The sequence below is a fragment of the Pseudomonas sp. RIT-PI-S genome (genome assembly GCF_025642975.1).
GTDB lineage: Bacteria > Pseudomonadota > Gammaproteobacteria > Pseudomonadales > Pseudomonadaceae > Aquipseudomonas.
On sequence record NZ_JANZKJ010000006.1, the window covers coordinates 71400 to 96840 of the forward strand.

The window sequence follows — 25441 nt, forward strand, 5'->3', positions numbered from 1 at the left end:
GTAATTCGCAGGGCGAGTCTACTCAAGGGGCCGCTCAGCAGAGGTAACGAAGCCGCGCTTGAGTGTCACCAACTGGTGACATTATCCCTCGCCGTGGAAGCCGCCAGTCGCGGGCAAGCCAGCCACTACGCACGCCCCTGATACACAGCCCCGCCTATACCCGGGGCAACGACAGCGTCACGCGCAATCCACCCAGGGGCAGGTTGCGCAGGCTGACCTCGCCGCCATGGCTATGGGCGATGTTTCGCGCGATGCCCAGGCCCAACCCGTAGCCCTGCTGGTTGGTGGACAGGCGGAAGTGCGGCTCGAAGACTTTCTCCAGCCGCTGCAAAGGCACGCCCGGGCCTTCGTCATCCACGTGCAGCACGAACTCCCTGGCGGTGTCTTCCACCAGCAAGTGGGCGCGCTGGCCATACTTGAGCGCGTTATCGATGAGGTTACCCATGCAGCGCTTCAGGGCCAGGGGCTTGCCAGGGTAAGGCCGGCGCGCCTCACCGGCCAGGGTTACCCGGCCACTGCCGTCGGGCGCCATATAGGGCTCCACCAGGCAATCCAGCACCTGGTTCAAGTCCACCGGTTCGATGTTTTCGTGGATGTCCGTGTCTTTCACGCATTGCAGCGCACCTTTGACCAGCAGCTCCAGCTCATCCAGGTCGCGGCTGAACTTGGCCTCCAGTGGCTCGTCTTCGAGCAGCTCCACCCGCAACCGAAGGCGTGTGATAGGCGTGCGCAAATCGTGGGAGATCGCACTGAACAGCTGGCTGCGCTCGGTCAGGTAGCGGCTGATGCGCTCGCGCATGGCATTGAACGCCCGGCTGACCTCCACCACCTCGCTGCCGCCGCCTTCGACCATAGGCTGGTCCACCTCCGCACCGAGGGACATTTCCCTTGCCGCCCGGGCCAGGCGCTTGAGCGGGCGGCTCTGCCAATGCACCAGCAGGCCGATGAAGAGCAGCAAAAAGGCACTGGTCAGGCCGATGAACCATAGCTGCTGCGCGGGCAGGCCTTCTTCTTCCAAGGTGGTGTAGGGCTCGGGCAACAGGGAGGCGATATACAGCCACTCCCCTTCGCCCAGGCGGATCTGCGTGACCATCACCGGCGGGTTCACTGGCTCAAGCGTCAGGGCGTAATGGGCCCAGGAGCGCGGCAGTTCATCCAGGCTGAGGCCACTGTTGAAGATGCGCAGGTCCTGGGGGCTTACGAACTGCACGGAAATCTCCACCTGGCTCCCCAGGCGCTCGCGCAGCACACCCGTTACCGCGTCGATCACGGCGGTCCGGCGCAGCGTTGGGCCCAGTACCCGCATGCCCAATGGCTTGTCATTGAGCGATACCACGAAGCGGGTACCGCCCATGCTGCGCAGCTGGTCCAGCACCAATGGCCGGTAGGCTAGCGGTAGCGAACGGAAGTAACTGGCGCTGGCCGACATCGAGTGCGCCAGGCTACGGGCGCTGGTCACCAGCCCTTCGAGCTGGGTTTCCCGTAGCTGTGCCAGCCAGATCATGCTCGACAGGGTTTGCGCCAACAGCACCGCCAGCAAGGTCAGCAGCAGCATGCGCCCCAGCAGCGAGCGGGGAAGCGGCAGCCGCCTACGCCGTGACAACGTTTGCCGCCAGCAGGTAGCCACTGCCGCGCACCGTGCGGATCAACCGCGGCGGCTTTTCCGTGTCGCGCAAGCGCTGGCGCAGGCGGCTTACGGCCATGTCGACGATCCGATCCAGCGGCATCAGATCGCGGCCTCGGGTGGCGTTGCCGATGGTGTCGCGGTCGAGGATCTGTTGCGGGTGGTCGAGGAAGAGCTTGAGCAGGGCAAAGTCGGCGCCCGAGAGGATCACTTCCTCGCCGTCGATGTGGAACAGCCGGTGGCTGACCACGTCCAGGCGCCAATCATCGAAGGCGAGCAGCTCGCTCGCACGCTCGCTGCCGAACTGCGCCCGGCGCAGCAGCGCCTTGATCCGTGCCTGCAGCTCGCGCGGGCTAAAGGGTTTGCCCAGGTAATCGTCGGCACCCAGCTCGAGCCCGACGATGCGGTCGGCTTCGTCGGAGCTGGCGGTCAACATAATGATGGGTACGTGCGCCTGGCGCGGGTGCTGGCGGGCCCAACGGCACAGGCTAAAACCGTCTTCGTCGGGGAGCATGATATCGAGGATGACCAAGTCGACGCTGGCGGCATTGAAGGCTTCGCGAAAGCCGTGGCCGTCACCGACCGCACTGACCTGAAAGCCAGCGCGGCCCAGGTAGGCGGTCAGCAGCTCGCGAATTTCCTGGTCATCGTCGACCAGCAGAATGGTTTTGCCAGCAGTGGTCAAGGCGTTCACTTCTCATCAGCCCGGGTCGTCGCCCGTTCGACGCCGATTAGACGCTCAAGCCGACCCTTCCCGCAAGGCCACACCGGCCCCTATCAGCCCCGAAAACTCTGCTGTAACGACCCAAACCGGCACATTTGCGAAATATCCGCTCATGCAACCCTTGTCTGCGAAGCTTTCGTTGAAGCCGCTGGCCAGGAACTGCTCGATGAACCGGGGTATCACCCCACCCACGATGTACACACCGCCAAGCCCACCCACGGTGAGCACGTTGTTGCCAGCAACCCGACCGAGGAAGCGGCAGAACTGGTCGATGGTCTGCCCGGCCACGGCATCCCCGGCCAGTGCCAGCTCGGTGACCTGGGACGGCTGCGTGGCCTTGGCCGTATACCCATCGACGGCGCAGATGGCCTGGTAAAGGCGCAGCAGGCCGCCGCCGCTGAGGATGGTTTCGGCGCTGACGTGGCCGATTTCATTCTGGATATGCTGACGCAGGCGCGCTTCACGCTCGCTGCCCACGGGCAGGTCCACATGGCCGCCCTCACCCGGCAGGGCCATCCAATGGCCGGCGCCGAGGTTCAACAAGGTGCCCACGCCAAGGCCGGTGCCAGGGCCAATCACCACCGCCGGCCGGTTCGCCACCGCCCGGCCTTCGCGCACGGCCTGGTACTCGCCCGGCTGCAAGCGGGTCATGCCCAGGGCCATGGCCGTGAAGTCGTTGATCAGCAGCAGCCGCTCCACCCGCAAAGTGTTGCAGAAGGCCTTCTGGCTGAGCCGCCAATGGCTATTGGTAAAGCGGAATTCGTCGCCATCAACCGGCCCCGCGACTGCCAGGCATACCGAAGTCACCGCGCCCACCGCCAGCCCCTGGCCCTGCAGGTATTGGGCAATGGCTTGCTCGGGGCTGGTGTAGTCGGCAGTGGCGAAGACCTGCACCGCGCGCATGGCATCGTTTTCCCACAGGGCGAACCGGGCGTTGGTGCCGCCGATATCGCCTACCAGTGCCAATGTCATTTAAGAGCTCCCAAAGCCTGAGTGAACGCGCTAGCGCCCTGCTCGGCCGAGCTGAACGCCACGCGCATGAAACTGAACAGTTCGCGGCCGCAACCCACGCCGCTGTCGATGGTCGGCACGGCGGGTTCGCGGGCGGCAAATTCGGCCGGGTCCACCTTCAGTTCCAGGGTGCCGGTCATGCCGTCCACCCGGATGATGTCGCCGTCGCGCACGCGTGCCAGCGGGCCGCCGTCTACCCCTTCGGGGCAAACATGTATCGCGGCCGGGATCTTGCCCGAAGCACCGGACATTCGTCCATCGGTAACCAGCGCGACCTTGAAGCCCCGGTCTTGGAGCACTCCGAGGAACGGGGTCATCTTGTGCAGCTCGGGCATGCCATTGGCGCGTGGCCCCTGGAAGCGCACCACCGCCACCAGGTCCCGCTCCAGCTCGCCGGCCTTGAACGCATCGGCCAGTTCCTGCTGGTCTTCGAACACCCGCGCGGGCGCCTCGACCACTCGGAATTCCGGCGCCACGGCGGAGACCTTCATCACACCGCGCCCCAGGTTGCCCTCCATCACCCGCAAGCCACCCTCGTTGGAGAACGGCCGGCTGACCGGGCGCATGATAGCTTCCTCGAGGCTGGCGGCCGGGCCCTCGCGCCAAACCAGCTGGCCGTCTTCGAGGAACGGTTCACGGGTGTAGGCCGACAGCCCATGGCCGAGCACGGTGTTGACGTCTTCATGCAGCAAGCCGGCGCCGAGCAGTTCGCGGATCAGCAGCGACATGCCCCCCGCGGCCTGGAAATGGTTAATGTCGGCCTTGCCATTGGGATACACGTTGGACAGCGTGGGCACGACCTCGGAGAGGTCTGCCATGTCTTTCCAGGTGAGTTGGATACCCGCGGCCATGGCGATGGCCGGCAGGTGCAGGGTGTGGTTGGTCGAGCCGCCGGTGGCATGCAGGGCCACGCAGGCGTTGACCAGGGCTCGCTCATCGACGATTTCGCCCAAGGGCATGAAGTTGCCACTGGCCTTGGTGATGCGCACCACCTGCTGCGCGGCCTCTACCGTCAAGGCCTCGCGCAATGGAGTGTTGGGGTTGATGAAGGACGACCCTGGCAGGTGCAGCCCCATGACCTCCATGACCAACTGGTTGGTGTTGGCGGTGCCATAGAAGGTGCAGGTCCCTGGGCCGTGATAAGACTTCATCTCCGACTCCAGCAGTTCCTCGCGGCTCGCCTTGCCCTCGGCGTAGCGCTGGCGCACGTCGGCTTTTTCCTTGTTGGAAATGCCCGAAGGCATCGGCCCGCCCGGTACGAAGATGGTCGGCAAGTGGCCGAAGCGCAACGCACCGATCATCAGGCCGGGCACGATCTTGTCGCAGATGCCCAGGCACAGCGTCGCGTCGAACATGTTGTGCGAGAGCGCTACGGCGGTGGCCATGGCGATGGTTTCGCGGCTGGCGATGGACAGCTCCATTCCCGGCTCGCCCTGAGTAACCCCGTCGCACATGGCAGGCACGCCACCGGCGAATTGCCCTACCGAGCCCATTTCACGCAGCGCGGCCTTTATGACCTCGGGGTAGCGCTCGTAGGGCTGATGCGCCGACAGCATGTCGTTATACGCCGACACGATTGCCACGTTGGCAGCGTTGAGCAGGCGCAGCTGCTGTTTATCCTGGGCGCCGCACCCGGCTACGCCGTGGGCGAAGTTGGCGCATTGCAGCTTGCCGCGCTGAGGCCCCTCGGTCGCGGCGGCGCGGATCATCGCCAGGTAACGCTCGCGCGTGGGGCGGCTGCGTTCGATCAGCCGTTGGGTAACCTCGAGGACGCGGGGATGCATGTATGACTCCAGGCTTTAGGTGGGACCGTTCTCGGGCGCCGCAGCGGATCAACCTGGCTTAAATCTTTCAACTTAACTGCCAGGGGTCGATCAAAAGACAGAGCCGTACCGGTCACGCGTTGTAGATAAAACAAAATTCTGCCATCAAAAAGGCTTGTTTTCTATTTCTATGCGAATAATCTTGTAATTCCAACAACAAAACAGATTTGGTGATTCGGGTCCTCGGCTGGAGACGCTCACAATTCTGACAGTAGGTAATGCCATGACCATTCGCATCGCAATCAACGGTTTCGGCCGCATCGGTCGAAATGTCCTTCGTGCACTTTATACCCAAGGCTACCGCCAGGACCTGCAGGTCGTCGCCATCAATGACTTGGGCGACAGTGCAATGAACGCCCATCTGCTTAAGTACGACACCGTCCACGGCACCTTTGATGCAACCGTCGAGCACGACGAACGCGGCCTGAGTGTCAACGGCGACCACATCGCTGTGTCGGCGATTCGCAACCCGGCGGAGCTGCCGTGGAAAGAGCACCGCGTGGATGTTGTGTTCGAATGCACCGGGCTGTTCACCAGCCGCGAAAAAGCCGCCGCCCACCTCACCGCCGGCGCCCGCAAAGTGATCATCTCCGCGCCAGCCAAGGGCGCCGACGCCACGGTGGTATACGGGGTGAACCATGACACCCTGACCGCGGCGCACGAGGTCATCTCCAACGCCTCTTGCACCACCAACTGCCTGGCGCCGGTGGCCCAGGTGCTGGACCGCGAGCTGGGCATCGAGCAAGGCTTGATGACAACCATCCACGCCTACACCAACGACCAGAACCTGATCGACGTCTACCATAGCGATCCGTTCCGTGCCCGCTCTGCGACCCACTCGATGATCCCGAGCAAAACCGGCGCCGCTGAAGCCGTCGGCCTGGTGCTTCCTCAGCTTGCCGGCAAGCTGACCGGCATGGCCGTTCGCGTGCCTGTGATCAACGTCTCGCTGGTGGACTTGACCATCAACGTCAAGCGCGAAGCCTCCGCAGACGAGATCAACGCCTTGCTCAAGGCAGCGGCCGAGGGTTCCAAAGTGCTGGGCTACAACACCCTCCCATTGGTATCGGTGGACTTCAACCACAACCCCCTGTCTTCGATTTTCGATGCCAACCACACCAAGGTGAGCGGCAAGATGGTGAAGATCATGGCTTGGTACGACAACGAATGGGGCTTCTCCAATCGTATGCTGGACAACTGCCTGGCGCTGATGAACGCGAAGTAGAGCCGTTGCTACACGATATTTCTTGACTGGCCGAGAGGATGAGAAGCATTATCATTTGATCCTTTTCGGCCAGTTGTCATCGTGAGCCAATCCCAATTCGACAGTCTTTTCATCAGCCAGCGCCTCAGCCTGCTGCGGGCGCTACAAAGGCTGGTAGGCAACCCCTCTACCGCCGAAGACTTGCTACAAGAAACATACCTGCGGGTCAGCCGGGCTCTGGCCGAGCGCAGCGTTGTCAACTTGCGGCCGTTCCTGTTCCAGACCGCCCGAAACCTGGCCCTGGATCATTTGCGGGCGGCCCGCCGACACGAACGCACCGTGGCCTACGGAGTGGGCGACGAGGTAATGCTCAATGTGGCCCAAGACGGCAGCAGCGCCGAAGAAGCAGCCCATGCCGATCGCCTGCTTCAACGTTTGAGCGCCAGCGTGGCCAGCCTTACTCCACGTCAGCAGCGGATTTTCACGCTCAGCCGTCTACAGGGGCAGAGCTATCTGGAAGTCGCCAAAACGTTGGGCGTTTCGCCAAGTACCGTGCAAAAGGAACTCAAATTGATCATGGCAATCTGTTTGGGTGTCGCTCAACGAATGGGCTAAAGCGGTGGCAGCTCCTCGTCCGTCGCTCGCCATCGGCGTCTATGCCGGGCGACGCATTGAGACTGCGCGACCTGCCTGAACGACCACATTTGTAAGTATTTGCTAAGCTGTGCGCCACTGCCCCCGCCTTAGGAGTTCTCATGACCGACCATGACACCCTTCGCGCCCCCAGCGCGGCGGCGTTGGATCAGGCCATGGATTGGTTAATCGTGCTGCAAAGCCCCACGCCTGCCCAATGCCAGCAGTTCGACGCCTGGCTGGCGCAAGATCCAAGCCATGCCAACGCCTACGCCAAAGTGTCTGCCCTATGGCACAGCGACGCGGTCGGCGAGGCAGCTCGCGTAATCGACCGTGAGGGCTCGCGCAAGCACCGTGGTCATAGGGCCTCTTACCTGAAGCTCCTTACGCTGGCCGCCACGCTGGTGCTGGCGGTCTTGCTGACTACCAACCTTCCCCTGCGGCTGAAGGCGGACTACATCACGCTCTCCGGCGAGCGCCACCGGTTGGAGCTGCAAGACGGCTCGAGGGTGCTGCTCAATACCGAGAGCGCCCTGTCCAGCCGTCAGCAGGATGGCGTGCAAACCGCGAAGTTGTATCAGGGCGAAGCTTGGTTCGAAGTACCCGACCATTCCCTACCCCTGGAATTGCAGGCAGGGCCGTTACAAGCCAGCGCTCGCAGTGGTGCCTTTGCCGTGCGCTACCTGGATGGGCAAGCGCAGGTGCGAGTAGCACGTGGTGACCTGGACCTGCACAACGACCTGAACCAGCGCCGCCGGCTTAGCGCAGGAGATGCGGTTGCAGTGGGCCCTGCTGGCTTCGGCCCCACCACCCGGCTCAATGCCGAAGAGGATTTGTCTTGGGTCGACGGCCGGCTGATCTTTGAAAATCGCCCGCTCAAGCAAGTGCTCGCCGAACTGAGCCGTTACTACCCAGGCTGGATCGTCAACACCAACGCCCAATTGGGCGATATCGCGGTGACCGGCAACTACAAGCTCAACGATCCGATAGCAGTCATTCGTGCCTTAGCCCGGATCACGCAGGCGCAACTGCGCGAATTTCCAGCACTGGTCATCCTCGACTAAAAGTTTTTTTACGCGGTTGGATTCCGGCATACGTCTACCCCCCCAGTTATTGAAAATGATTCGCATCACTGGGGAGTTCTTCGATGCACCTTTCATCATTCCAAGCCAACCTCCTGGCCGCCGCCATCGTATTCACCCTACCCAGCCTGGCCCAGGCGGCCAATTACGATTTCAACATTGCACGTCAGCCCTTGGTTGGCGCGATCAACGCGTTCAGCCAGGCGACCGGCTGGCAGGTGGGCCTGCCGGCGCACCTGGCCGATGGCGTGACGTCACCCGGGGTGGCTGGCAGCTTGCCGCCCGAGCAGGCGCTCGCGCGGATGCTGGGTGGCACTGGCCTGGATTACCAGAAACTGGGCGATAACTCGATCGTGCTGATCAGTGCGGCCGCCGCTGTGGTACTCCCTCAAACGACTATCAGCGCCACTCGCACTGCGCAGGCCACGAACACAGTGCCCAGTTCGGTGAGCGTGATCGACCGCCAGGCCATGGACCGCGGCAACAGCAATACCATCAAGGAGCTAGTGCGTTATGAGCCGGGCGTGTCGGTGGGTGGCACGGGTCAGCGCGCCGGCCTGACCGGCTACAACATTCGCGGCATCGATGGCGACCGTGTGCTGACCCAGATCGACGGCGTCAGCGTTCCCAGCAGCTACTTCAACGGCCCCTATGCACAGACCAACCGCAACTACGTCGATCCAGAAATCGTAAAACGCATGGAAATTCTGCGAGGCCCCGCTTCCTCGCTTTACGGTAGCGATGCCATCGGCGGCGCGGTGAGCTACTACACCCTGGACCCAGATGACATCATCAAGCACGGCAAGGACGTAGGTGCCCGGTTTAAGACCGGCTACAGCTCGGCCGACGAAAGCTGGCTGAAATCCGCAACCGTGGCCGGACGCAGCGGCGAATTCGATGGCTTGTTGCACTTATCCCAGCGCAGCGGCCATGAGACCGAATCCTACGGCGGCAACAATGGCACCGGTACCGCCCGCACCGCAGCCAACCCAGAAGATGCCGAAATTAGCAGTGTGCTGGCCAAGGCCGGTTGGAATTACAGCGGCGATGGTCGCCTGAGCCTGACCTACGAGAGATACAAAAGCGATATCGATACCGACCAGAAAAGCGCCTACGGCGGCCCTTATGTAAATGGCCGTGGCTTTGGCTACTACCGCTGGCGCACGGGTAACGACACCATCACCCGAGAACGCTTCGGCATCGCCCAGGACATGGGCCTGGATAGCCTGCTTGCCGATCATGCCAAGTGGACGTTGAATTACCAGTTGGCGAAGACTGACCAGCAAACCGACGAGCTCTATGCGCCCTCGCGACAAGTGATACGGCACCGCGAAACCACCTACAAAGACCGTACCTGGATCTTTGACGGCCAATTGGAAAAAGCCTTCAGCGCGGGCGATACCGACCACCAGCTCACCTACGGGACTACGCTCAAGCGCCAGAAGGTTACCGGGCTGCGGACCGGCAGCGCCGTGTGCGCCGCAGTCGGTGGCGGATGTACCGCGATCGGCGCCACCAGCCCGATCGCCAGCGATACCCTGACCCCTACCAGCGACTTCCCTGATCCGATCGTCGATACCTACAGCCTGTTTGCACAGGATCAGATCCGATGGAACGCCTGGACCTTCCTGCCGAGCCTGCGCTATGACTACACCCGCCTTACCCCCCATTTGACGGACGAGTTCCTGGCTTCGATCACCAGCTCAGACAACACCGACTACAGTGACGACACCAAACAATGGCACCGGGTAACGCCCAAACTGGGAGTCACTTACGCTTTCGATGACCACTACAGCTGGTACGGCCAGTACGCCGAAGGTTTCCGCACTCCTACGGCCAAGGCGCTGTACGGGCGTTTCGAAAACACGACGGTCGGCTACCGCGTTGAGCCGAACCCAGACTTGAAGCCCGAGCGCAGCCGTAGCTACGAAACCGGCCTGCGTGGCAACTTCGATGCTGGCAACTTCAGCATGGCGGTCTTCTACAACAAATACCGCGACTTCATCGACGAGAACGCCATCACCCCCGGCTACGATGAAACGACTTTCCAGAGCGTGAACATCAAACACGCCACCATCCGTGGCGCAGAACTCAGCGGGCGCCTGAACCTTGATCACTTCGGAGCAGCGCAGGGCTGGTATACCCAGGGTTCGCTGGCCTACGCCCGTGGCCGCAATGACGACACCGGCGAACCACTCAACAGCGTCAACCCACTGACCGCAGTGTTTGGGCTGGGTTATGAGCAGGCGCGCTATGGTGGGCTCCTGAACTGGACTGTGGTTCGACGCAAGAACCGCATCGACGAAACCACCTACAACGCGCCAGACGGCGGCAGCGTGTTCAACACCCCTGGGTACGGCAAGCTGGATCTGAGCGGCTTCTATAAGGTCACGAACGACATTACCGTCAATGCGGGCATCTATAACCTGACCGATAAGAAATATTGGCAATGGGATAGCGTGCGCGGCTACGACAGCGTCGGTGAAGCCGCCGTGACGGCGCCGGCCAACCTGGATCGCCTCACCGATCCTGGGCGCAATTTCATGGTGAATGTGGTTTGGGATATCTAATGGCTTGGCAGGGCTTGACGCCTTGCCACCTGAAGCCCCGCCGGCCGGCGGGGACTTTCTTTACTCGCTTGCCGTTCTATTTCGTCTTGTAGTTACCCTCTTTGCACAAGGATCATTCCCATGCCCGCACAATTGCGTTCACAGCGCCTGAACCAGGCTACCCACGCACCTCATGAACGGCTTGATACACTGGTCAAATCTTATGCACCGTTCAATAACCGGGAAAACTTCAGCCACTTCGTCGTCGCGCAGTACCGCTTTCAGCTGCAACTGCAGCCGTTGTACCGCGATCCTCGATTGATAGCGTTGATCCCGGACCTCTCGGCCCGGTGCCGCGCCGAACAGGCTCGGCAGGACCTGATAGACCTCGGGGTCGCACCCCCCGCTACCGAGCCGGGCGAACTGCATGACCTGCCCGTTGCCGCTGCGCTGGGGTGGATTTTTGTCTCCGAAGGGTCGAAACTCGGCGCCGCGTTTCTGATCAAGCGTGCCGAAGCCCTTGGATTGTCCGAAACTTTCGGTGCTCGCCACCTCGGCGAGCCGGAAGGCGGCCGGGCTGAGGGTTGGAAGCGCTTTATCCGGATGCTCGACGGCTTGCCCTTGAGCGAAGATGAAAACGCCGAGGCCGAGAGCGCCGCGATCGCTGCGTTCGAACGTTTCAGCGAATTATTACGCCAGGCCTATGCCCATGTCGCATTGGCTTAACAGCACCGCGCAAGCAGGCGGCGCGGCTATCAGGGCACAGGCCAGTACCATGCCACAGGTTTCTCCCAATCGCTCCCGCCTCGCTCGCATCCTTTATGGGGTGCTCGCTTATGTCTGCCTGGGCATCGGCATAGTGGCGATCTTCATACCTGGCTTGCCCACCACCGAGTTCGTACTGATCGCCGCCTGGGCCGCCACGCGAAGCTCACCTCGGCTCGCCGCATGGCTGGAACGGCACAAGGTGTTCGGCCCGATCATCGCCAATTGGCGCAACGGCAAGGTCATCACGCGCCGCTCCAAGCTGGCGGCCACCTTCAGCATGTTGCTGTGTGCAACCATCATGTGGCTGATGCTGCGCCACTACTGGCCGATCTACGCGGCCATCGGGGGGATGGTGCTCGTCAACCTATGGATTTGGTCTCGCCCAGAATCAATAAGCGGATCCAAAAAGCAATGACCATTCGTCGGAAATATTTCAAGCCGTAACATTGCAGGCCGATGCGATGAGGTAGCCGACTTTCGGCATGCGGGGCGCCCTGTCCTCGCTGACCAGTGCCCCCCTCATTGTGAGCGCTCCCATGTTGCAGACACTTTCCATCCGCTTGAAGATTGTTCTCCTGGCAGGGCTCTGTCTTGTCGCCGTGGTCGCCACGGTGGTGGGCATGAACCTCTACCAAAGCCGCCAAAACAACCAGCTGGTCAGCACGTCGAGCGAGCGCATGCTCACCGCCAGCGTTGAAAAGCTCCTGCTCGCGCAGGCTGCGGAAAAAGCCGCGCTGCTGCAGAAAACCTATAGCGGCGACGTGATGCTGGCCAGCGACGTGGCCGAGCAAATGGCCCAACTGAGCGGCGCCGGTAAGCGCCATGGTTTTGAGGATGCCTCGGTGCGCGAGGAGGCGAACCGCTCGTTGGAGCTGGCGTTCAAGCGCAACAACGACGTGCTGGGCGTATGGGCGGTCTTCGAGCCTAATGCCTTCGACGGTCACGACGCGGCCTTCGCCGGCGACGTGGCCCGTGGCTCCAACGCCAATGGCCGCTTCAGCATGTATTGGAGCCGCTATGACGGCACCGACAGCAATACGGTGATCGAAGAAAGCGAGTTGGCGAAGACCGATATCAATGCCAGCGGCGTGCCCTACAACACGTGGTACACCTGCGCCTTCCAGGCGGGTAAGTTGTGCCTGCTGGAACCCTATGCCGACACCATCAACAACAAGACCGTGCTGATGACCACCATTGCCTTGCCGATCCGGGTGGAAGGCAAGATCGTGGGCGTTGCCGGTGTAGACCTGGCGCTCAATTCGCTGCAAGCGAGCGCGGTCAAGGCCAAGGCTGAACTGTTCGACGGCGCAGGCCACATCATGGTGCTGTCGAGCAAGGGCGTGCTGGCCGCTAACAGCGATGCCGCCGACACGCTGGGCAAGCGCATCGACACTTCCCTGGGCGATGAAGGCCGGGAAATCCTGCAATTGGTCCAGGGTGGAACCGCGAAGGTAGTAGCGCGCGGCGACATCATTCGGGCCATTTACCCAGTCGTACCGGTCGAAGGTGCCCCCGCCTGGGGCGTCGCCATCGACCTGCCGCGCAATGTGTTGCTCGCCGACGCGCTCAAGCTGCAAGGGCTGCTCGACAGCGCGCAGAACAGCGGTGCCCTGCAAACCCTGCTGGTGGCCGTGATGGCTGGCCTGCTTGGCCTGGCCCTGCTGTGGCTGACCGCATCGGGCGTGACCCGCCCAATCACGGGCGTAGCGATGATGCTCAAGGATATCGCCAGCGGCGAGGGCGACCTGACTCGCCGCATCCAATACGCTCGCCGCGACGAATTGGGCGAACTGGCCAGCTGGTTCAACCGCTTCCTGGACAAACTGCAACCGACCATCGCACAGATCAAGACCAGCATCACCGAAGCGCGTGCTACCGCCGACCAGTCTTCCGAGATCGCCCGGCAGACCAGCGACGGCATGCAGGTGCAGTTCCGCGAGATCGACCAGGTGGCTACCGCTTCCAACCAGATGAGCGCGACCGCCCAGGAAGTCGCCAGCAGCGCTTCGAACGCTGCGAACGCGGCCAAGGGCGCGGACCAGTCCGCCCGTGACGGCATGAACATCATCGAGCGCAGCACCCGCGACATCAACGGCCTGGCCGATGAAGTGAGCAAGGCGGTGGGCGAAGTGGAAACCCTGGCCGTCAACAGCGAGCAGATCGGCACCGTACTGGAAGTGATCCGCAGCATCGCCGAGCAAACCAACCTGCTGGCGCTCAACGCCGCGATCGAAGCGGCCCGGGCCGGTGAAAGCGGCCGAGGCTTCGCGGTGGTGGCCGATGAAGTACGCAACCTCGCCAAGCGCACCCAAGACTCGGTGGAAGAGATCCGCCACGTGATCGAGCGCATCCAAAGCGCCACCCGCGACGTGGTATCGACCATGCATTCGAGCCAGGGCAAGGCGCAGGACAACGCCACGCAGATCCTGCAAGCGTCGTCGGCGCTGTCGCGAATCAGCGAAGCGGTAGGGATCATCAGCGAAATGAACCTGCAGATCGCCAGCGCCGCGGAGGAGCAAAGCGCGGTGGCCGAAGAAGTGAACCGCAACGTGTCGGCGATCCGCATGGTCACCGAGACCCTGACCGGCCAGGCGACCGAATCGGCCCAGGTGAGCAGCCAGCTCAATGCCCTGGCCAGCCAGCAAATGCGCCTGATGGACCAGTTCAAGGTCTGAGCCCCGATAGCCGTTGGCCGTCTATGCTTGATGTTCCACGCCCCGGACCCACCGGGGCGTTCATCATGGGAGCGCCAGCCATGTTCGAGCCTGGTCATCTGCACCTGGAACATACCCCCGTCCAGCCGCGCGACGTTGCCTACCAGCTGGACATCACCTACGAGCCTCGCGGGAACGCCAGCGGCGCCGTCATGCACTTCCAAGTAGCCGGTGACATCGCGGGCCAAGCGGTGCACGAAAGCTTCGACCTCCCTCGGGACCTGGCCTTCAACTTTGCCAGCGACATCGACCATCTGGCGCGCCGGCATGGCCTGCCCGCTACCCAGGTATTGCCGATCAGCCTGCACCGTCAGTACGACGCCATGTTCGCCGACATCCAGCACAAGCTCGAGCGCCACTGTGGCGACCCGGTCGACCTGGACCATTTGGCCCAGCGCTGACGCGCAGCCGGGGCGGCGGTTCCTTCGCAGGCGCGGGCGAGGCATAATTCGCCGCTTCTGCCGCCCAGGCCTGCCTTACCCCCATGCGTATTCACGTCAGCTTCCAAGACCGCGTTGGCATCACTCAGGAAGTGCTCGCCCTGCTAGGCGCGCGCAACCTCAACCTCGACGCGGTCGAGATGGTGCCGCCCAATGTCTATATCGATGCCCCCACGCTGAGCGCGGCTGTGCTCGACGAACTGCGCGGCGCGCTGTTCAGCGTGAAAGGTGTACAGGCGGTGACCGTAGTGGACATCCTCCCCGGCCAGCGGCGGCACCTGCAGCTCGATGCCTTGCTGGCGGCCATGAGCGACCCGGTGTTGGCGGTGGACTCCACCGGCAAGGTGCTGCTGGCCAACCCGGCGATGATTTCCCTGTACGGCGCGGAGCCCGCGGGCCTAGCGCTTGGGCAGCTGTTCAATGACCCGGCGCTGCTGACGGCATTGCTGGAGAACGGTTTTCGCTTGCCCTTGCGGGAGGTGGCCGTGCAGGGCGAAACCCTGCTGCTCGACGCCACGCCTATCCCCAATGCTGGGGCCTTGCTTACGCTGTACCCGCCCAACCGGATCGGCGAGCGTTTGGCGGCCTTGCACCATGACCACGCCGAAGGCTTCGAGGCCTTGCTTGGCGAGTCGGCCGCCATTCGCCAGCTCAAGGCGCGAGCCCAGCGCATCGCGACCCTGGATGCTCCTCTGCTTATTCATGGCGAAACCGGCACCGGCAAGGAGTTGGTGGCCCGCGCCTGCCATGCCGCCAGCGCCCGCCACGGTTCGCCCTTCCTGGCCCTGAACTGCGCTGCGCTGCCAGAGAACCTCGCCGAGAGCGAGCTGTTCGGTTACGCCCCCGGCGCTTTCACCGGCGCCCAGCGCGGCGGCAAGCCCGGTTTGATGGAGCTGGCTCACCAAGGCACGGTGTTTCTGGACGAGATCGGCGAAATGTCGCCGTATTTGCAGGCCAAGCTGCTGCGCTTTCTCAACGACGGCAGTTTCCGCCGGGTAGGTGGCGAGCGTGAAGTGAAGGTGAATGTGCGCATCCTCAGCGCCACGCACCGCGACCTGGGCAAGATGGTTGGCGAAGGGACCTTCCGCGAAGACCTCTACTACCGCCTCAATGTGCTCAACCTGGAAGTGCCGCCACTGCGCGACCGCGGCCAGGACATCCTCCTGCTGGCACGTTGGTTCATGCGCCAGGCCTGCGCGCAGATCGGCCGCCCGGTGTGCCGCCTGGCCCCAGGGACGTACCCGGCGCTGTTGGGCAACCGTTGGCCGGGCAATGTTCGCCAACTGCAGAACGTGATCTTCCGCGCCGCCGCGATCTGCGAGAGCACCCTGGTCGACATCGGCGACCTGGATATCGCCGGCACTTCGGTAGCACAGCAGCGGGACCGGGAAGTCCACAGCCTGGAGCAGGCGATGGACGACTACGAACGCGCGCTCCTGGAAAAGCTCTACACCGACTACCCTTCCAGCCGTCAGTTGGCCGCCCGGTTGCACACCTCCCACACCGCCATTGCCAACCGCCTGCGTAAATACGGCATCCCAGGCACCCCGTGATACAGGGTTTGCCGTAGCCGCCACGGCCAGCCCGCTCTGGCAATGGGCGGGGTGTCAAAACCACAGGCGCTCCGACGCGGCACGTTCGCGTTACAGCGTAATGATTTCAATACAGCTCACATGCCCGAAATTGCGGCCCATGCTCCAATCGCTGTAAACATTTCGCTACACCCTCGAGAGTCGTGCCTATGCTGAGCCTTGGTATTGCCCAGCAAAACCGGGGCCGTGCCCTGTTTGGCAACCAATTTGCAATGCCTCCGCCACCTTGCCCGCTACCACGGGCCCTCGTTTCTGGCCGTTTTGGCCTTCAGGGAGTGCTGCATGAGCGTTTTGCGTTTCACCCACGAGCATGAATGGCTGCGCGCCGAAACCGATGGCACCGTGACCGTCGGCATTACCGTTTTCGCTCAAGAAGCGTTGGGTGACGTGGTTTTCGTGCAACTGCCAACGCCCGGTGGTCATGCCGCTGACGCTGAAGTCGCCGTGCTGGAGTCAGTAAAAGCAGCAAGCAGCATCAATATGCCGCTGGACGGCGAGATCGTCGAAGTCAACCAGGCGCTGGAAGCCAACCCCGAGCTGGTCAACGAAGACCCTCTGGGCAACGGCTGGTTCTTCCGCTTCAAGCCGGCCGATGCCGCGCAACTCGATGGCCTGCTTGACCAGGACGCCTACGATCAACTCATCGCCGCCCAAGCTTGAGGAGACGCAACATGCCTTTTGACGTTGCTTTGACTACCGATAACGAATTCATCGCCCGCCACATCGGCCCCCGTGCCGCAGACGAACAAGCCCTGCTCGATACCTTGGGCTTCGATAGCCTGGAAGCGCTCACCACGGCCGTGATCCCCGACGCCATCAAGGGCACCAGCGTGCTCGACAGCGATGCCGGCCAAAGCGAGGCCGATGCCCTTGCTGCGCTCAAAGCCATCGCAGGGAAGAACCAACTGCTCAAAAGCCTGATCGGCCAGGGTTACTACAACACCCACACGCCAGCGCCGATCCTGCGCAACCTGCTGGAAAACCCGGCTTGGTATACCGCCTACACGCCCTACCAGCCGGAAATTTCCCAGGGCCGCCTCGAAGCGCTGCTCAATTTCCAGACCCTGGTCAGCGACCTGACCGGGCTGCCGATCGCCAATGCCTCGCTGCTGGACGAAGCGACCGCCGCCGCCGAAGCCATGACCTTCTGCAAGCGCCTGTCGAAGAACCGTGCCGGCCATGCGTTCTTTGCTTCGGTCCACTGCCATCCGCAAACCCTTGACGTGCTGCGTACCCGGGCCGAGCCGCTGGGTATCGAAGTGGTAGTCGGCGATGAGCACAGCCTCGACGACACCAGCGCGTTCTTTGGCGCGCTGCTGCAGTACCCGGCAAGCAATGGCGACCTGCTGGACTATGCCGCGGTGGTCGAACGCTTCCACGGCAGCCAGGCCCTGGTGGCCGTGGCCGCCGACCTGCTGGCCCTGACCCTGCTCACCCCGCCGGGCGAATTCGGCGCCGACGTAGCCATCGGCAGCGCGCAGCGCTTCGGCGTTCCGCTGGGCTTCGGCGGCCCGCATGCCGCGTACTTCTCCACCCGCGATGCCTACAAGCGCGACATGCCAGGCCGGTTGGTTGGCGTGTCCATCGACCGCCACGGCAAGCCGGCGTATCGCCTGGCCATGCAAACCCGTGAGCAACACATCCGCCGCGAGAAGGCCACCAGCAACATCTGCACCGCGCAGGTATTGCTCGCCAACATTGCCAGCATGTTTGCGGTGTACCACGGCCCGCAAGGCCTGCAGCAGATCGCCAAGCGCACCCACGCGCTCACTGCGATCCTTGCCGCCGGCCTTCGCGAAATCGGCGTCGCCGTCGAGCAGACACATTTCTTCGACACCCTCACCCTGCGCACCGGCGCCGCCACCGCCGAAGTCCACGCCAATGCCCGCGCTGCCGGCTTCAACCTGCGCCAAGTGGATGCCGAGCGGGTGGGGCTGTCGCTGGACGAAACCAGCCGCCAGGCCGACGTCGAGGCGATCTGGGCATTGCTTGCCAGCGGTCAGCAGCCGAACTTCGCCAGCCTCGCGGCCAGCACCTCCAGCGCGCTGCCCAGTGGCCAGCTGCGCCAGAGCGCAATCCTCAGCCATCCGGTATTCAACCGCTATCACTCGGAAACCGAGCTGATGCGTTACCTGCGCCGCCTGGCCGACAAAGACCTGGCCCTGGATCGCACCATGATCCCGCTGGGCTCCTGCACCATGAAGCTCAACGCCGCCAGCGAAATGATTCCCGTGACCTGGGCCGAGTTCGGCAACCTGCACCCCTTCGCACCCGCCGAGCAAAGCCAGGGTTACCAAGCCCTGACCGACGAGCTGGAGGCGATGCTCTGCGCTGCGACCGGCTACGACGCGGTGTCGTTGCAACCCAACGCCGGCTCTCAGGGCGAATACGCAGGCCTGCTGGCCATCCGCGCCTACCATCAGAGCCGCGGTGACAGCCAGCGCGACCTTTGCCTGATCCCCTCCTCGGCCCACGGCACCAACCCGGCGACCGCACACATGGCGGGCATGCGCGTGGTGGTCACCGCCTGCGATGCCCGCGGCAACGTGGATATCGACGACCTGCGCGCCAAGGCCCTGGAGCACCGTGACCGCCTGGCCGCGTTGATGATCACCTACCCGTCCACCCATGGCGTGTTCGAGGAAGGGATCAGCGAGATCTGCCAGATCATCCACGACAACGGCGGCCAGGTGTACATCGACGGCGCCAACATGAACGCCATGGTCGGCCTGTGTGCACCGGGCAAGTTCGGCGGCGACGTGTCCCACCTGAACCTGCACAAAACCTTCTGCATCCCTCACGGCGGCGGCGGCCCCGGCGTGGGCCCGATCGGCGTGAAGGCTCACCTGGCGCCGTTCCTGCCAGGCCATGGCCAGCTCGAGCGCAAAGAAGGTGCGGTCTGCGCCGCGCCGTTCGGCAGCGCGAGCATCCTGCCGATCACCTGGATGTACATTCGGATGATGGGCGGCGCGGGGCTTAAGCGCGCGTCGCAGATGGCCATCCTCAATGCCAACTACATTGCCCGCCGGCTCGAGGAGCACTACCCCGTGCTCTACACTGGCAGCAACGGCCTGGTCGCGCACGAATGCATCCTGGACCTGCGCCCGATCAAAGACAGCAGCGGCATCAGTGTGGACGACGTGGCCAAGCGCCTGATCGATTTCGGCTTCCATGCACCGACCATGTCGTTCCCGGTCGCCGGCACGCTGATGATCGAGCCCACCGAGAGCGAATCCAAGGAAGAGCTGGACCGCTTCTGCGACGCCATGGTCTGCATCCGCGAGGAAATTCGTGGGGTTGAAAGCGGTGCCCTGGACGCCGAGGACAACCCGCTGAAAAACGCCCCTCATACCGCTGAGGAACTGTTGGGTGAATGGCCACACAGCTATAGCCGTGAACAGGCCGCTTACCCGTTGGCGACCTTGAAAGCCGGCAAGTACTGGCCGCCGGTAGGCCGGGTGGACAACGTGTTTGGCGACCGCAACCTGGTTTGCGCATGCCCGCCGATCGAAGTCTATCAAGAAGCTTGAGCCTTCTGGGGCGGCACCTCGCCGCCCCTTTCCGGCTGCCGATTCATTTACGCGTTGCACGAAGGCCGGCAAGCGCAGCCAGTTTTTCGTCCAGGGCGAGGAGCGATAATGTCACTCAGTGTCTTCGACCTCTTCAAGGTCGGTATCGGCCCTTCAAGCTCCCATACCGTTGGCCCCATGCGGGCGGCGGTGCGTTTCGTGGAAGGCTTGCGGCGCGACGACCTGTTGGCCAGCGTGGCCCAGGTGCGGGTGGAGCTGTACGGCTCGCTCGGCGCGACCGGCAAGGGCCACGGCAGTGACAAGGCCGTGCTGATGGGCCTTGAAGGTGCACAGCCCGATACCGTCGACACCACCACCATCGAGCCGCGCCTGGCGGCCATTCGCGCCTCTGGCCGGCTACGCCTGCTGGGCGAGCACGAAATCGAGTTCATCGAAAAGCAGCACCTGGCAATGATCCGCAAGCCGCTGCCCTTCCACCCTAACGGGATGATCTTCAGGGCCTTTGACGAGGCCGGCCTGCAATTGCGCAGCCGCGAGTACTACTCGGTAGGCGGGGGCTTCGTGGTGGATGAAGGCGCGGCGGGGGCGGACCGTATCGTGGCCGACACCACCGCCCTGGCCTATCCGTTTACCACTGCGAAACAACTGCTGGCGCATTGCACGGAGCGGCAGCTGTCGATCAGCCAGGTGATGCTGGCCAATGAAGCCGCCTGGCGCCCGGAAGCCGAAACCCGCGCCGGCCTGCTGGGCATCTGGCAGGTAATGCAGCAGTGCGTGGCGGCGGGCTGCGAGAACGAAGGCATTCTGCCGGGCGGTTTGAAGGTCAAGCGTCGCGCCGCCGGCCTGTACCGGCAACTGCGCAATCACCCCGAGGCAGCCCTGCGCGACAGCTTGTCCGTGCTGGACTGGGTCAACCTCTATGCCTTGGCGGTGAATGAAGAAAACGCCAGCGGCGGCCGAGTGGTCACGGCCCCTACCAATGGCGCCGCTGGCATTGTGCCTGCGGTGTTGCACTACTACATGCGCTTCGTGCCCGGTGCCAACGACGACGGCGTGATCCGCTTTCTGCTGACCGCCGCGGCCATTGGCATCCTTTATAAAGAGAACGCCTCGATTTCCGGCGCCGAGGTCGGCTGCCAGGGCGAGGTCGGGGTGGCCTGCTCGATGGCCGCTGGCGGCCTGTGCGAAGTGCTCGGCGGCACACCGTTGCAGGTGGAAAACGCCGCGGAAATCGGCATGGAACATAACCTCGGGCTGACCTGCGACCCCATTGGCGGCCTGGTACAGGTTCCCTGCATCGAGCGCAACGCCATGGGCTCGGTCAAGGCGATCAACGCTGTGCGCATGGCCATGCGTGGCGATGGCCAGCACTACGTATCCCTCGACAAAGTCATTCGCACCATGCGCCAGACCGGCGCCGACATGAAGAGCAAGTACAAAGAAACTGCTCGCGGTGGCCTGGCGGTCAACATTATCGAATGCTGACGGCCACGGCCGCGGCAGAAGGAGTACAGCAATGTCTGAAGTTCTATTGAAAACGCTGCTGCATGCGCTGCACCTGGAGCTGGGCGCGCGCATGGTGCCTTTCGCTGGCTACGAGATGCCGGTGCAGTACCCCTTGGGGGTGCTCAAGGAGCATCTGCATACCCGCGACAACGCGGGCCTGTTCGACGTATCGCACATGGGGCAGATCCGCCTGCGTGGAGCCAAGGCAGCAGCGGCGTTGGAAACGTTGGTACCGGTCGACATCATCGACCTACCGGTGGGCACCCAGCGCTATGCGCTGTTCACCAACGAACAAGGCGGCATCCTGGATGACCTGATGGTTGCCAAGATTGCCGAGGACGACCTCTTCGTGGTGGTCAACGCCGCCTGCAAGGAGCAAGACCTGGCCCACCTGCGCGAGCATCTAGCGGGGGCTTGTGAAATCGAGCCGTTGTTCGAGGAGCGGGCGCTGCTCGCCCTGCAAGGCCCGCGCGCGGTCGACGTCCTTGCCCGCCTGCAACCGGCGGCAGCAAGCATGACCTTTATGCAATTCGCCGCCATGGAGCTGGACGGCATCGCCTGCTTCGTCAGCCGTTCGGGCTATACCGGAGAAGACGGTTACGAGATCTCCGTTCCCGCCGGTGACGCCGAGCGCCTCGCCCGCCGCCTGCTGGCCGAGCCTGAAGTCGCGCCCATCGGCTTGGGTGCGCGCGATTCCTTGCGGCTCGAAGCCGGGCTGTGCCTGTATGGGCACGATATGAATGCCGAGCTTACCCCGGTGGAGGCCAGCCTGGGCTGGGCCATTTCCAAGGCGCGGCGTGCAGACGGCGCCCGTGCCGGCGGCTTCCCTGGCGCCGAGCGTATTTATGCACAGCAACGCGAAGGCGTGCCCCGTAAGCGCGTGGGCTTGCTGCCTCAGGATCGGATGCCTGTACGCGAAGGCGCCGAAGTGGTCGATGCCAGCGGTACGATCGTCGGGCAGGTATGCAGCGGCGGTTTTGGCCCTACCGTGAATGCTCCGGTGGCGATGGCCTGGATAGACGCGCACCTAAGTGGGCTGGATACCGAACTTTGGGCACTGGTGCGGGGCAAAAAAGTGCCGGTGAAGGTAGCTCGCATGCCGTTCGTGCCACAACGGTATTACCGCGGCTAGGGCGTTAGAGCCGTTGCGCTAACTTCAACGTGTAATCACCTCGTCATGGCGCTGTGTTTGCATAGCAAGCCAGGTTGATTATCAAACCGCTATAACGGCGAGAGCGTCATCCTGGCTGTAAGGGAATAAGGCACAAACATGGGTTGTAATGCAGTACAAGCGGCCCGCTCCAGGGGCTTGTTTTTGTAACTGGAGTTGGCGTAGAGTCGTCTCGACTGAGTTTGCATGGGTCGCTATGGTTCGTGACCTGGGCAGTAGCGCTAGGCTTTGCTACAACCCGTTCGACGTCTCTTACTTTCCTGCAACCAGCAACAGCGCCCTTTCATTTTGAAAAGCAGCTGACACTAATTTTGAGCTTCAAGGAAATAAGATATGAGCACCCGTCAGAGCGGTACCGTTAAGTGGTTTAACGACGAAAAAGGTTTTGGTTTTATCACTCCTGAGAGCGGTCCGGACCTGTTCGTACACTTCCGCGCTATTCAAGGCAACGGTTTCAAAAGCCTGAAAGAAGGCCAGAAGGTTACCTTCGTCGCCGTGCAGGGCCAGAAAGGCATGCAGGCAGACGAAGTTCAAGCCGAAGCCTAAACCTCTTCGCATAAAAAAAGCCCCGGTTGATTACAACCGGGGCTTTTTTTATGCCTTGCGGGAGCGGAGCCTGTGAGCCCCGCACTGCCTCGGCTACAGGCTAACGCCAGCGCTTACAAGCCTTTACCCCGCCCTACGCAGCAGCCAGGCACCGGCCACGGCACACACCGCCGCCGGTAGCGCGACCGCCAACAGTGGCGGGAAGCCGAAGACCAGGCTGGAAGGGCCGAGCAGGTCCTGGGCGATACGGAACACGAAGCCCACCAGCACACCGGTGAACACTCGCTGGCCCAGGGTCACCGAACGCAGCGGGCCGAAGATGAAGGAGATCGCCATCAGCACCAGCGCCGCGGTCACGAGCGGCTGCAGGACCTTGGTCCAGAAGGCCAGCCAGTACTTGCCACTATTGAGCCCCTGCGCCGCCAGGTAGTGGATGTAATCCCACAACCCGGTAATCGAAAGCGACTCGGGCGCCATGACGACAGTACCCAGCAGCTGTGGCGTCAGCGCCACGTCCCAGCGCTCGCTGTCAGCCGGCACTACTTCCGTATGGTCGCCCTTGAACACGGTGGTAGTGACTTCGCTGAGCAACCAGTAACTGTCCTGGTAAACCGCCTTGCGCGCGAAGCTGGACTTGAGCAGGTGGCGCTGGTCGTCGAACTCGTAGCGAGTTACCCCATACAGCAGGCCATGTGGCTGCACCGTGTTGATATGGATGTATTCATTACCCTGACGATGCCACAAACCATGTTTGCCGCTTTGCGCCTCGCCACCACCCTGGGCCAACGAGCGGGCCGCCTGGGCCTGGTCTTCGGCCGGGGGGGCGACGTACTCGCCGACCAACACGCCGGCCAGCATCAGCACCAGCATGGGCTTCATGACCGCCCACACGATGCGCGGCACGGACACCCCGGCCGCCCGCATGATGGTCAGCTCGCTGCTGCTGGCGAGGCTGCCCAGGCCGATCAGGCAGCCGATCAGCGCGGACATCGGCAACAGCTCGTACAAACGGCGCGGCGCCGTCAGCAGCACATACCAGGCGGCGTCGCCGAGGGTATAGGTATCGTTGAGGTCGCCCAGCTCGTCGATCAGCGCGAACAGGGTCGCCAGGCCGAGGATGATGCCCAGCACCGCGAGTATGGCAACGAAGACGCTGCGGCCGATGTAACCGTCGAGCAGCCTCATTTCGACACCTCCGCCAGGGCACGTCGACGTGCCCGCGACAGGCGCCAGGGTTGCCAGCCCATCAGGCCGACACCGATGGCAAGGAACAGCAGGTGCACCCACCACAGGCCGAGGTCGATGGGCACGCGGCCTTTTTCAAGGGCGCTGCGCATGGAGATAAGGATGGTCAGGTAGGCCATGTAGAGGAGGATCGCTGGCAGCAGTTTGAGGAAGCGACCTTGCCGCGGGTTGACCCTGGCCAGCGGTACGGCCATCAGCGCGACCACGAACACCAGCAGCGGCAGCGATAGCCGCCATTGCAGCTCGGCGCGGTCACGCAGTTCGGCGGAGCCCAGGAGGTCCGTTGTAGGGATGGCTTCGCGCTCGCTGATCTCTTCGCTCACTTCCGGGCGCGGCAACATCACCCCGTAAGTGTCGTAGCGGATGGCGCGGTAGTCTGGCTGGCCAGGATTGCCGTCGTAACGGTAGCCGTTTTCCAGGATCAGATAGCGATTGCCGTTGGGGTCCGTTTCCTGATGGCCTTTGTCTGCCACCAGCACGGAAATCCCCCGGTCTTTTTTACCGTTGCCAGACTCACGCTTCTCGGAAATGAACACGCCGCCGAGGTTGATGCGGTCTTCGGACAGCTCTTCGGTGTAGGTCACCCGGGTGCCATCGCGCAGCATCTGGAAACGGCCCGGCACCAGGGTATCGAACTCCGTGAGCGCGTCTTGCTGGTTGAGGATCTGTGCGACCCGCGCAACCCCTTGCGGCGCGAGGCTCAGGCTCAGCCAGGCCACCAACAGGGCGACCACCGCCGCTGGCGCTAGGGTGATGGCCAGCAAGCGCTGCTGGCTCATGCCGGTGGCGGACAGCACGGTCATTTCGCTTTCCAGGTACAGCCGGCCATAGGCCAGGAGAATGCCCAGGAACAGCCCCAGCGGCAGGATCAGCTGCAGGAAGCCGGGCAGGCGAAAGCCCATGATCTGGAACAGTACGCCCGGGTCGAGGGCGCCACTGGCGGCCTGCGCCAGGTACTTGATGAAGCGACCACTCATGATGATTACCAGCAACACGGCGCTGACAGCGCTGAGGGTCACCAGGACTTCGCGGGACAGATAACGGAAAACGATCAAACCAGACACCCCGGGGTTACCAGCCTTGGCGGCCATGTGCCTGCGCGGCTCGCGCACAGGCCCGACGGAAAAAGTGCGCGCATTATCCTGTGAATGTGGGTGGCTGTCACTTGGCGGCGTGCCAACGGGGTTGTCAGCGGCAGAGCCTGAGGCTCAAACTGGGCGCTTATGCCTGGGGCAACACGGGGCGACACGCCGCGTTTAAGTCGAACAACTTATTAGGG

20 protein-coding genes are annotated in these 25441 nt (G+C 63.0%); 14 read left to right on the forward strand and 6 right to left on the reverse strand.

Features of this window, described 5'->3' with window-relative positions:
* Positions 1 to 154: 154 nt before the first annotated feature.
* The 4 genes from OGL93_RS10620 to edd are packed head-to-tail and all read right to left on the reverse strand — an operon-like array spanning position 155 to position 5143.
* Positions 155 to 1627, reverse strand: coding sequence for an ATP-binding protein (locus OGL93_RS10620; protein WP_346659639.1), 1473 nt, complete (start codon positions 1625 to 1627; stop codon positions 155 to 157).
* The gene (locus tag OGL93_RS10625) at positions 1590 to 2309 is read right to left on the reverse strand and encodes a response regulator transcription factor (protein WP_263262769.1); all 720 of its coding nucleotides are present in this window, start codon (positions 2307 to 2309) and stop codon (positions 1590 to 1592) included. The genes OGL93_RS10620 and OGL93_RS10625 overlap by 38 nt, the downstream gene beginning before the upstream one ends.
* A gap of 54 nt (positions 2310 to 2363) precedes the next feature.
* Positions 2364 to 3320 carry a glucokinase gene (locus OGL93_RS10630; RefSeq protein WP_263262604.1) on the reverse strand — a complete coding sequence of 319 codons (957 nt, stop codon included), beginning with the start codon at positions 3318 to 3320 and terminating at the stop codon, positions 2364 to 2366.
* A complete protein-coding gene (gene edd, locus OGL93_RS10635; protein WP_263262605.1) occupies positions 3317 to 5143 on the reverse strand; it encodes a phosphogluconate dehydratase in 1827 nt (608 codons plus the stop codon). The genes OGL93_RS10630 and edd overlap by 4 nt, the downstream gene beginning before the upstream one ends.
* A gap of 262 nt (positions 5144 to 5405) precedes the next feature.
* Between edd and gap the strand changes: the two genes are divergently transcribed.
* The 14 genes from gap (at position 5406) to OGL93_RS10705 (ending at position 22917) form a co-directional block, all read left to right on the forward strand.
* Positions 5406 to 6407 (forward strand): type I glyceraldehyde-3-phosphate dehydrogenase, encoded by a 1002-nt coding sequence (gene gap, locus OGL93_RS10640; protein ID WP_263262606.1) that lies wholly within the window; start codon positions 5406 to 5408, stop codon positions 6405 to 6407.
* 81 nt (positions 6408 to 6488) lie between these two features.
* Positions 6489 to 7001, forward strand: a complete 513-nt coding sequence (locus OGL93_RS10645; RefSeq protein ID WP_263262607.1) for a sigma-70 family RNA polymerase sigma factor — start codon at positions 6489 to 6491, stop codon at positions 6999 to 7001.
* Between the two features lie 140 nt (positions 7002 to 7141).
* Positions 7142 to 8083, forward strand: a complete 942-nt coding sequence (locus OGL93_RS10650) for a FecR domain-containing protein (protein WP_263262608.1) — start codon at positions 7142 to 7144, stop codon at positions 8081 to 8083.
* A gap of 83 nt (positions 8084 to 8166) precedes the next feature.
* On the forward strand, positions 8167 to 10671 hold the full coding sequence (locus tag OGL93_RS10655) for a TonB-dependent receptor (protein WP_276583495.1): 2505 nt from the start codon (positions 8167 to 8169) through the stop codon (positions 10669 to 10671).
* A gap of 111 nt (positions 10672 to 10782) precedes the next feature.
* Positions 10783 to 11376: a biliverdin-producing heme oxygenase gene (locus OGL93_RS10660; RefSeq protein WP_346659641.1), complete on the forward strand. Its 594-nt coding sequence runs from the start codon at positions 10783 to 10785 to the stop codon at positions 11374 to 11376.
* A gap of 49 nt (positions 11377 to 11425) precedes the next feature.
* Positions 11426 to 11833: a YbaN family protein gene (locus tag OGL93_RS10665; protein WP_263262610.1), complete on the forward strand. Its 408-nt coding sequence runs from the start codon at positions 11426 to 11428 to the stop codon at positions 11831 to 11833.
* A gap of 121 nt (positions 11834 to 11954) precedes the next feature.
* Complete coding sequence (locus OGL93_RS10670) at positions 11955 to 14093, forward strand: methyl-accepting chemotaxis protein (protein ID WP_263262611.1); 2139 nt, start codon at positions 11955 to 11957, stop codon at positions 14091 to 14093.
* A gap of 80 nt (positions 14094 to 14173) precedes the next feature.
* Positions 14174 to 14533 carry a DUF5064 family protein gene (locus OGL93_RS10675; protein ID WP_263262612.1) on the forward strand — a complete coding sequence of 120 codons (360 nt, stop codon included), beginning with the start codon at positions 14174 to 14176 and terminating at the stop codon, positions 14531 to 14533.
* An 83-nt stretch (positions 14534 to 14616) separates the two neighbouring features.
* The gene (locus tag OGL93_RS10680) at positions 14617 to 16125 is read left to right on the forward strand and encodes a sigma-54-dependent transcriptional regulator (RefSeq protein ID WP_263262613.1); all 1509 of its coding nucleotides are present in this window, start codon (positions 14617 to 14619) and stop codon (positions 16123 to 16125) included.
* Between the two features lie 321 nt (positions 16126 to 16446).
* The gene (gene gcvH, locus OGL93_RS10685) at positions 16447 to 16824 is read left to right on the forward strand and encodes a glycine cleavage system protein GcvH (RefSeq protein WP_263262614.1); all 378 of its coding nucleotides are present in this window, start codon (positions 16447 to 16449) and stop codon (positions 16822 to 16824) included.
* An 11-nt stretch (positions 16825 to 16835) separates the two neighbouring features.
* Positions 16836 to 19694 (forward strand): aminomethyl-transferring glycine dehydrogenase, encoded by a 2859-nt coding sequence (gene gcvP, locus OGL93_RS10690; RefSeq protein WP_263262615.1) that lies wholly within the window; start codon positions 16836 to 16838, stop codon positions 19692 to 19694.
* A gap of 108 nt (positions 19695 to 19802) precedes the next feature.
* On the forward strand, positions 19803 to 21179 hold the full coding sequence (locus OGL93_RS10695; protein ID WP_263262616.1) for an L-serine ammonia-lyase: 1377 nt from the start codon (positions 19803 to 19805) through the stop codon (positions 21177 to 21179).
* Between the two features lie 31 nt (positions 21180 to 21210).
* A complete protein-coding gene (gcvT, locus tag OGL93_RS10700; RefSeq protein ID WP_263262617.1) occupies positions 21211 to 22332 on the forward strand; it encodes a glycine cleavage system aminomethyltransferase GcvT in 1122 nt (373 codons plus the stop codon).
* Positions 22333 to 22704: 372 nt separating this feature from the next.
* A complete protein-coding gene (locus tag OGL93_RS10705) occupies positions 22705 to 22917 on the forward strand; it encodes a cold-shock protein (RefSeq protein ID WP_003227496.1) in 213 nt (70 codons plus the stop codon).
* A 123-nt stretch (positions 22918 to 23040) separates the two neighbouring features.
* Here OGL93_RS10705 and lptG read toward each other — a convergent pair whose 3' ends face one another.
* Complete coding sequence (gene lptG / locus OGL93_RS10710; RefSeq protein ID WP_263262618.1) at positions 23041 to 24102, reverse strand: LPS export ABC transporter permease LptG; 1062 nt, start codon at positions 24100 to 24102, stop codon at positions 23041 to 23043.
* Positions 24099 to 25217: an LPS export ABC transporter permease LptF gene (gene lptF / locus OGL93_RS10715; protein WP_263262770.1), complete on the reverse strand. Its 1119-nt coding sequence runs from the start codon at positions 25215 to 25217 to the stop codon at positions 24099 to 24101. The genes lptG and lptF overlap by 4 nt, the downstream gene beginning before the upstream one ends.
* Positions 25218 to 25441: the final 224 nt, after the last annotated feature.

Coding starts and splice junctions, on each gene's coding strand:
- OGL93_RS10630 (WP_263262604.1), bottom strand. CDS start 3,320: ATGACATTGGCACTGGTAGGCGATATCGGCGGCACCAACGCCCGGTTC.
- edd (WP_263262605.1), bottom strand. CDS start 5,143: ATGCATCCCCGCGTCCTCGAGGTTACCCAACGGCTGATCGAACGCAGC.
- gap (WP_263262606.1), top strand. CDS start 5,406: ATGACCATTCGCATCGCAATCAACGGTTTCGGCCGCATCGGTCGAAAT.
- OGL93_RS10650 (WP_263262608.1), top strand. CDS start 7,142: ATGACCGACCATGACACCCTTCGCGCCCCCAGCGCGGCGGCGTTGGAT.
- OGL93_RS10655 (WP_276583495.1), top strand. CDS start 8,167: ATGCACCTTTCATCATTCCAAGCCAACCTCCTGGCCGCCGCCATCGTA.
- OGL93_RS10665 (WP_263262610.1), top strand. CDS start 11,426: ATGCCACAGGTTTCTCCCAATCGCTCCCGCCTCGCTCGCATCCTTTAT.
- OGL93_RS10670 (WP_263262611.1), top strand. CDS start 11,955: ATGTTGCAGACACTTTCCATCCGCTTGAAGATTGTTCTCCTGGCAGGG.
- OGL93_RS10675 (WP_263262612.1), top strand. CDS start 14,174: ATGTTCGAGCCTGGTCATCTGCACCTGGAACATACCCCCGTCCAGCCG.
- OGL93_RS10680 (WP_263262613.1), top strand. CDS start 14,617: ATGCGTATTCACGTCAGCTTCCAAGACCGCGTTGGCATCACTCAGGAA.
- gcvH (WP_263262614.1), top strand. CDS start 16,447: ATGAGCGTTTTGCGTTTCACCCACGAGCATGAATGGCTGCGCGCCGAA.
- gcvP (WP_263262615.1), top strand. CDS start 16,836: ATGCCTTTTGACGTTGCTTTGACTACCGATAACGAATTCATCGCCCGC.
- OGL93_RS10695 (WP_263262616.1), top strand. CDS start 19,803: ATGTCACTCAGTGTCTTCGACCTCTTCAAGGTCGGTATCGGCCCTTCA.
- gcvT (WP_263262617.1), top strand. CDS start 21,211: ATGTCTGAAGTTCTATTGAAAACGCTGCTGCATGCGCTGCACCTGGAG.
- OGL93_RS10705 (WP_003227496.1), top strand. CDS start 22,705: ATGAGCACCCGTCAGAGCGGTACCGTTAAGTGGTTTAACGACGAAAAA.
- lptG (WP_263262618.1), bottom strand. CDS start 24,102: ATGAGGCTGCTCGACGGTTACATCGGCCGCAGCGTCTTCGTTGCCATA.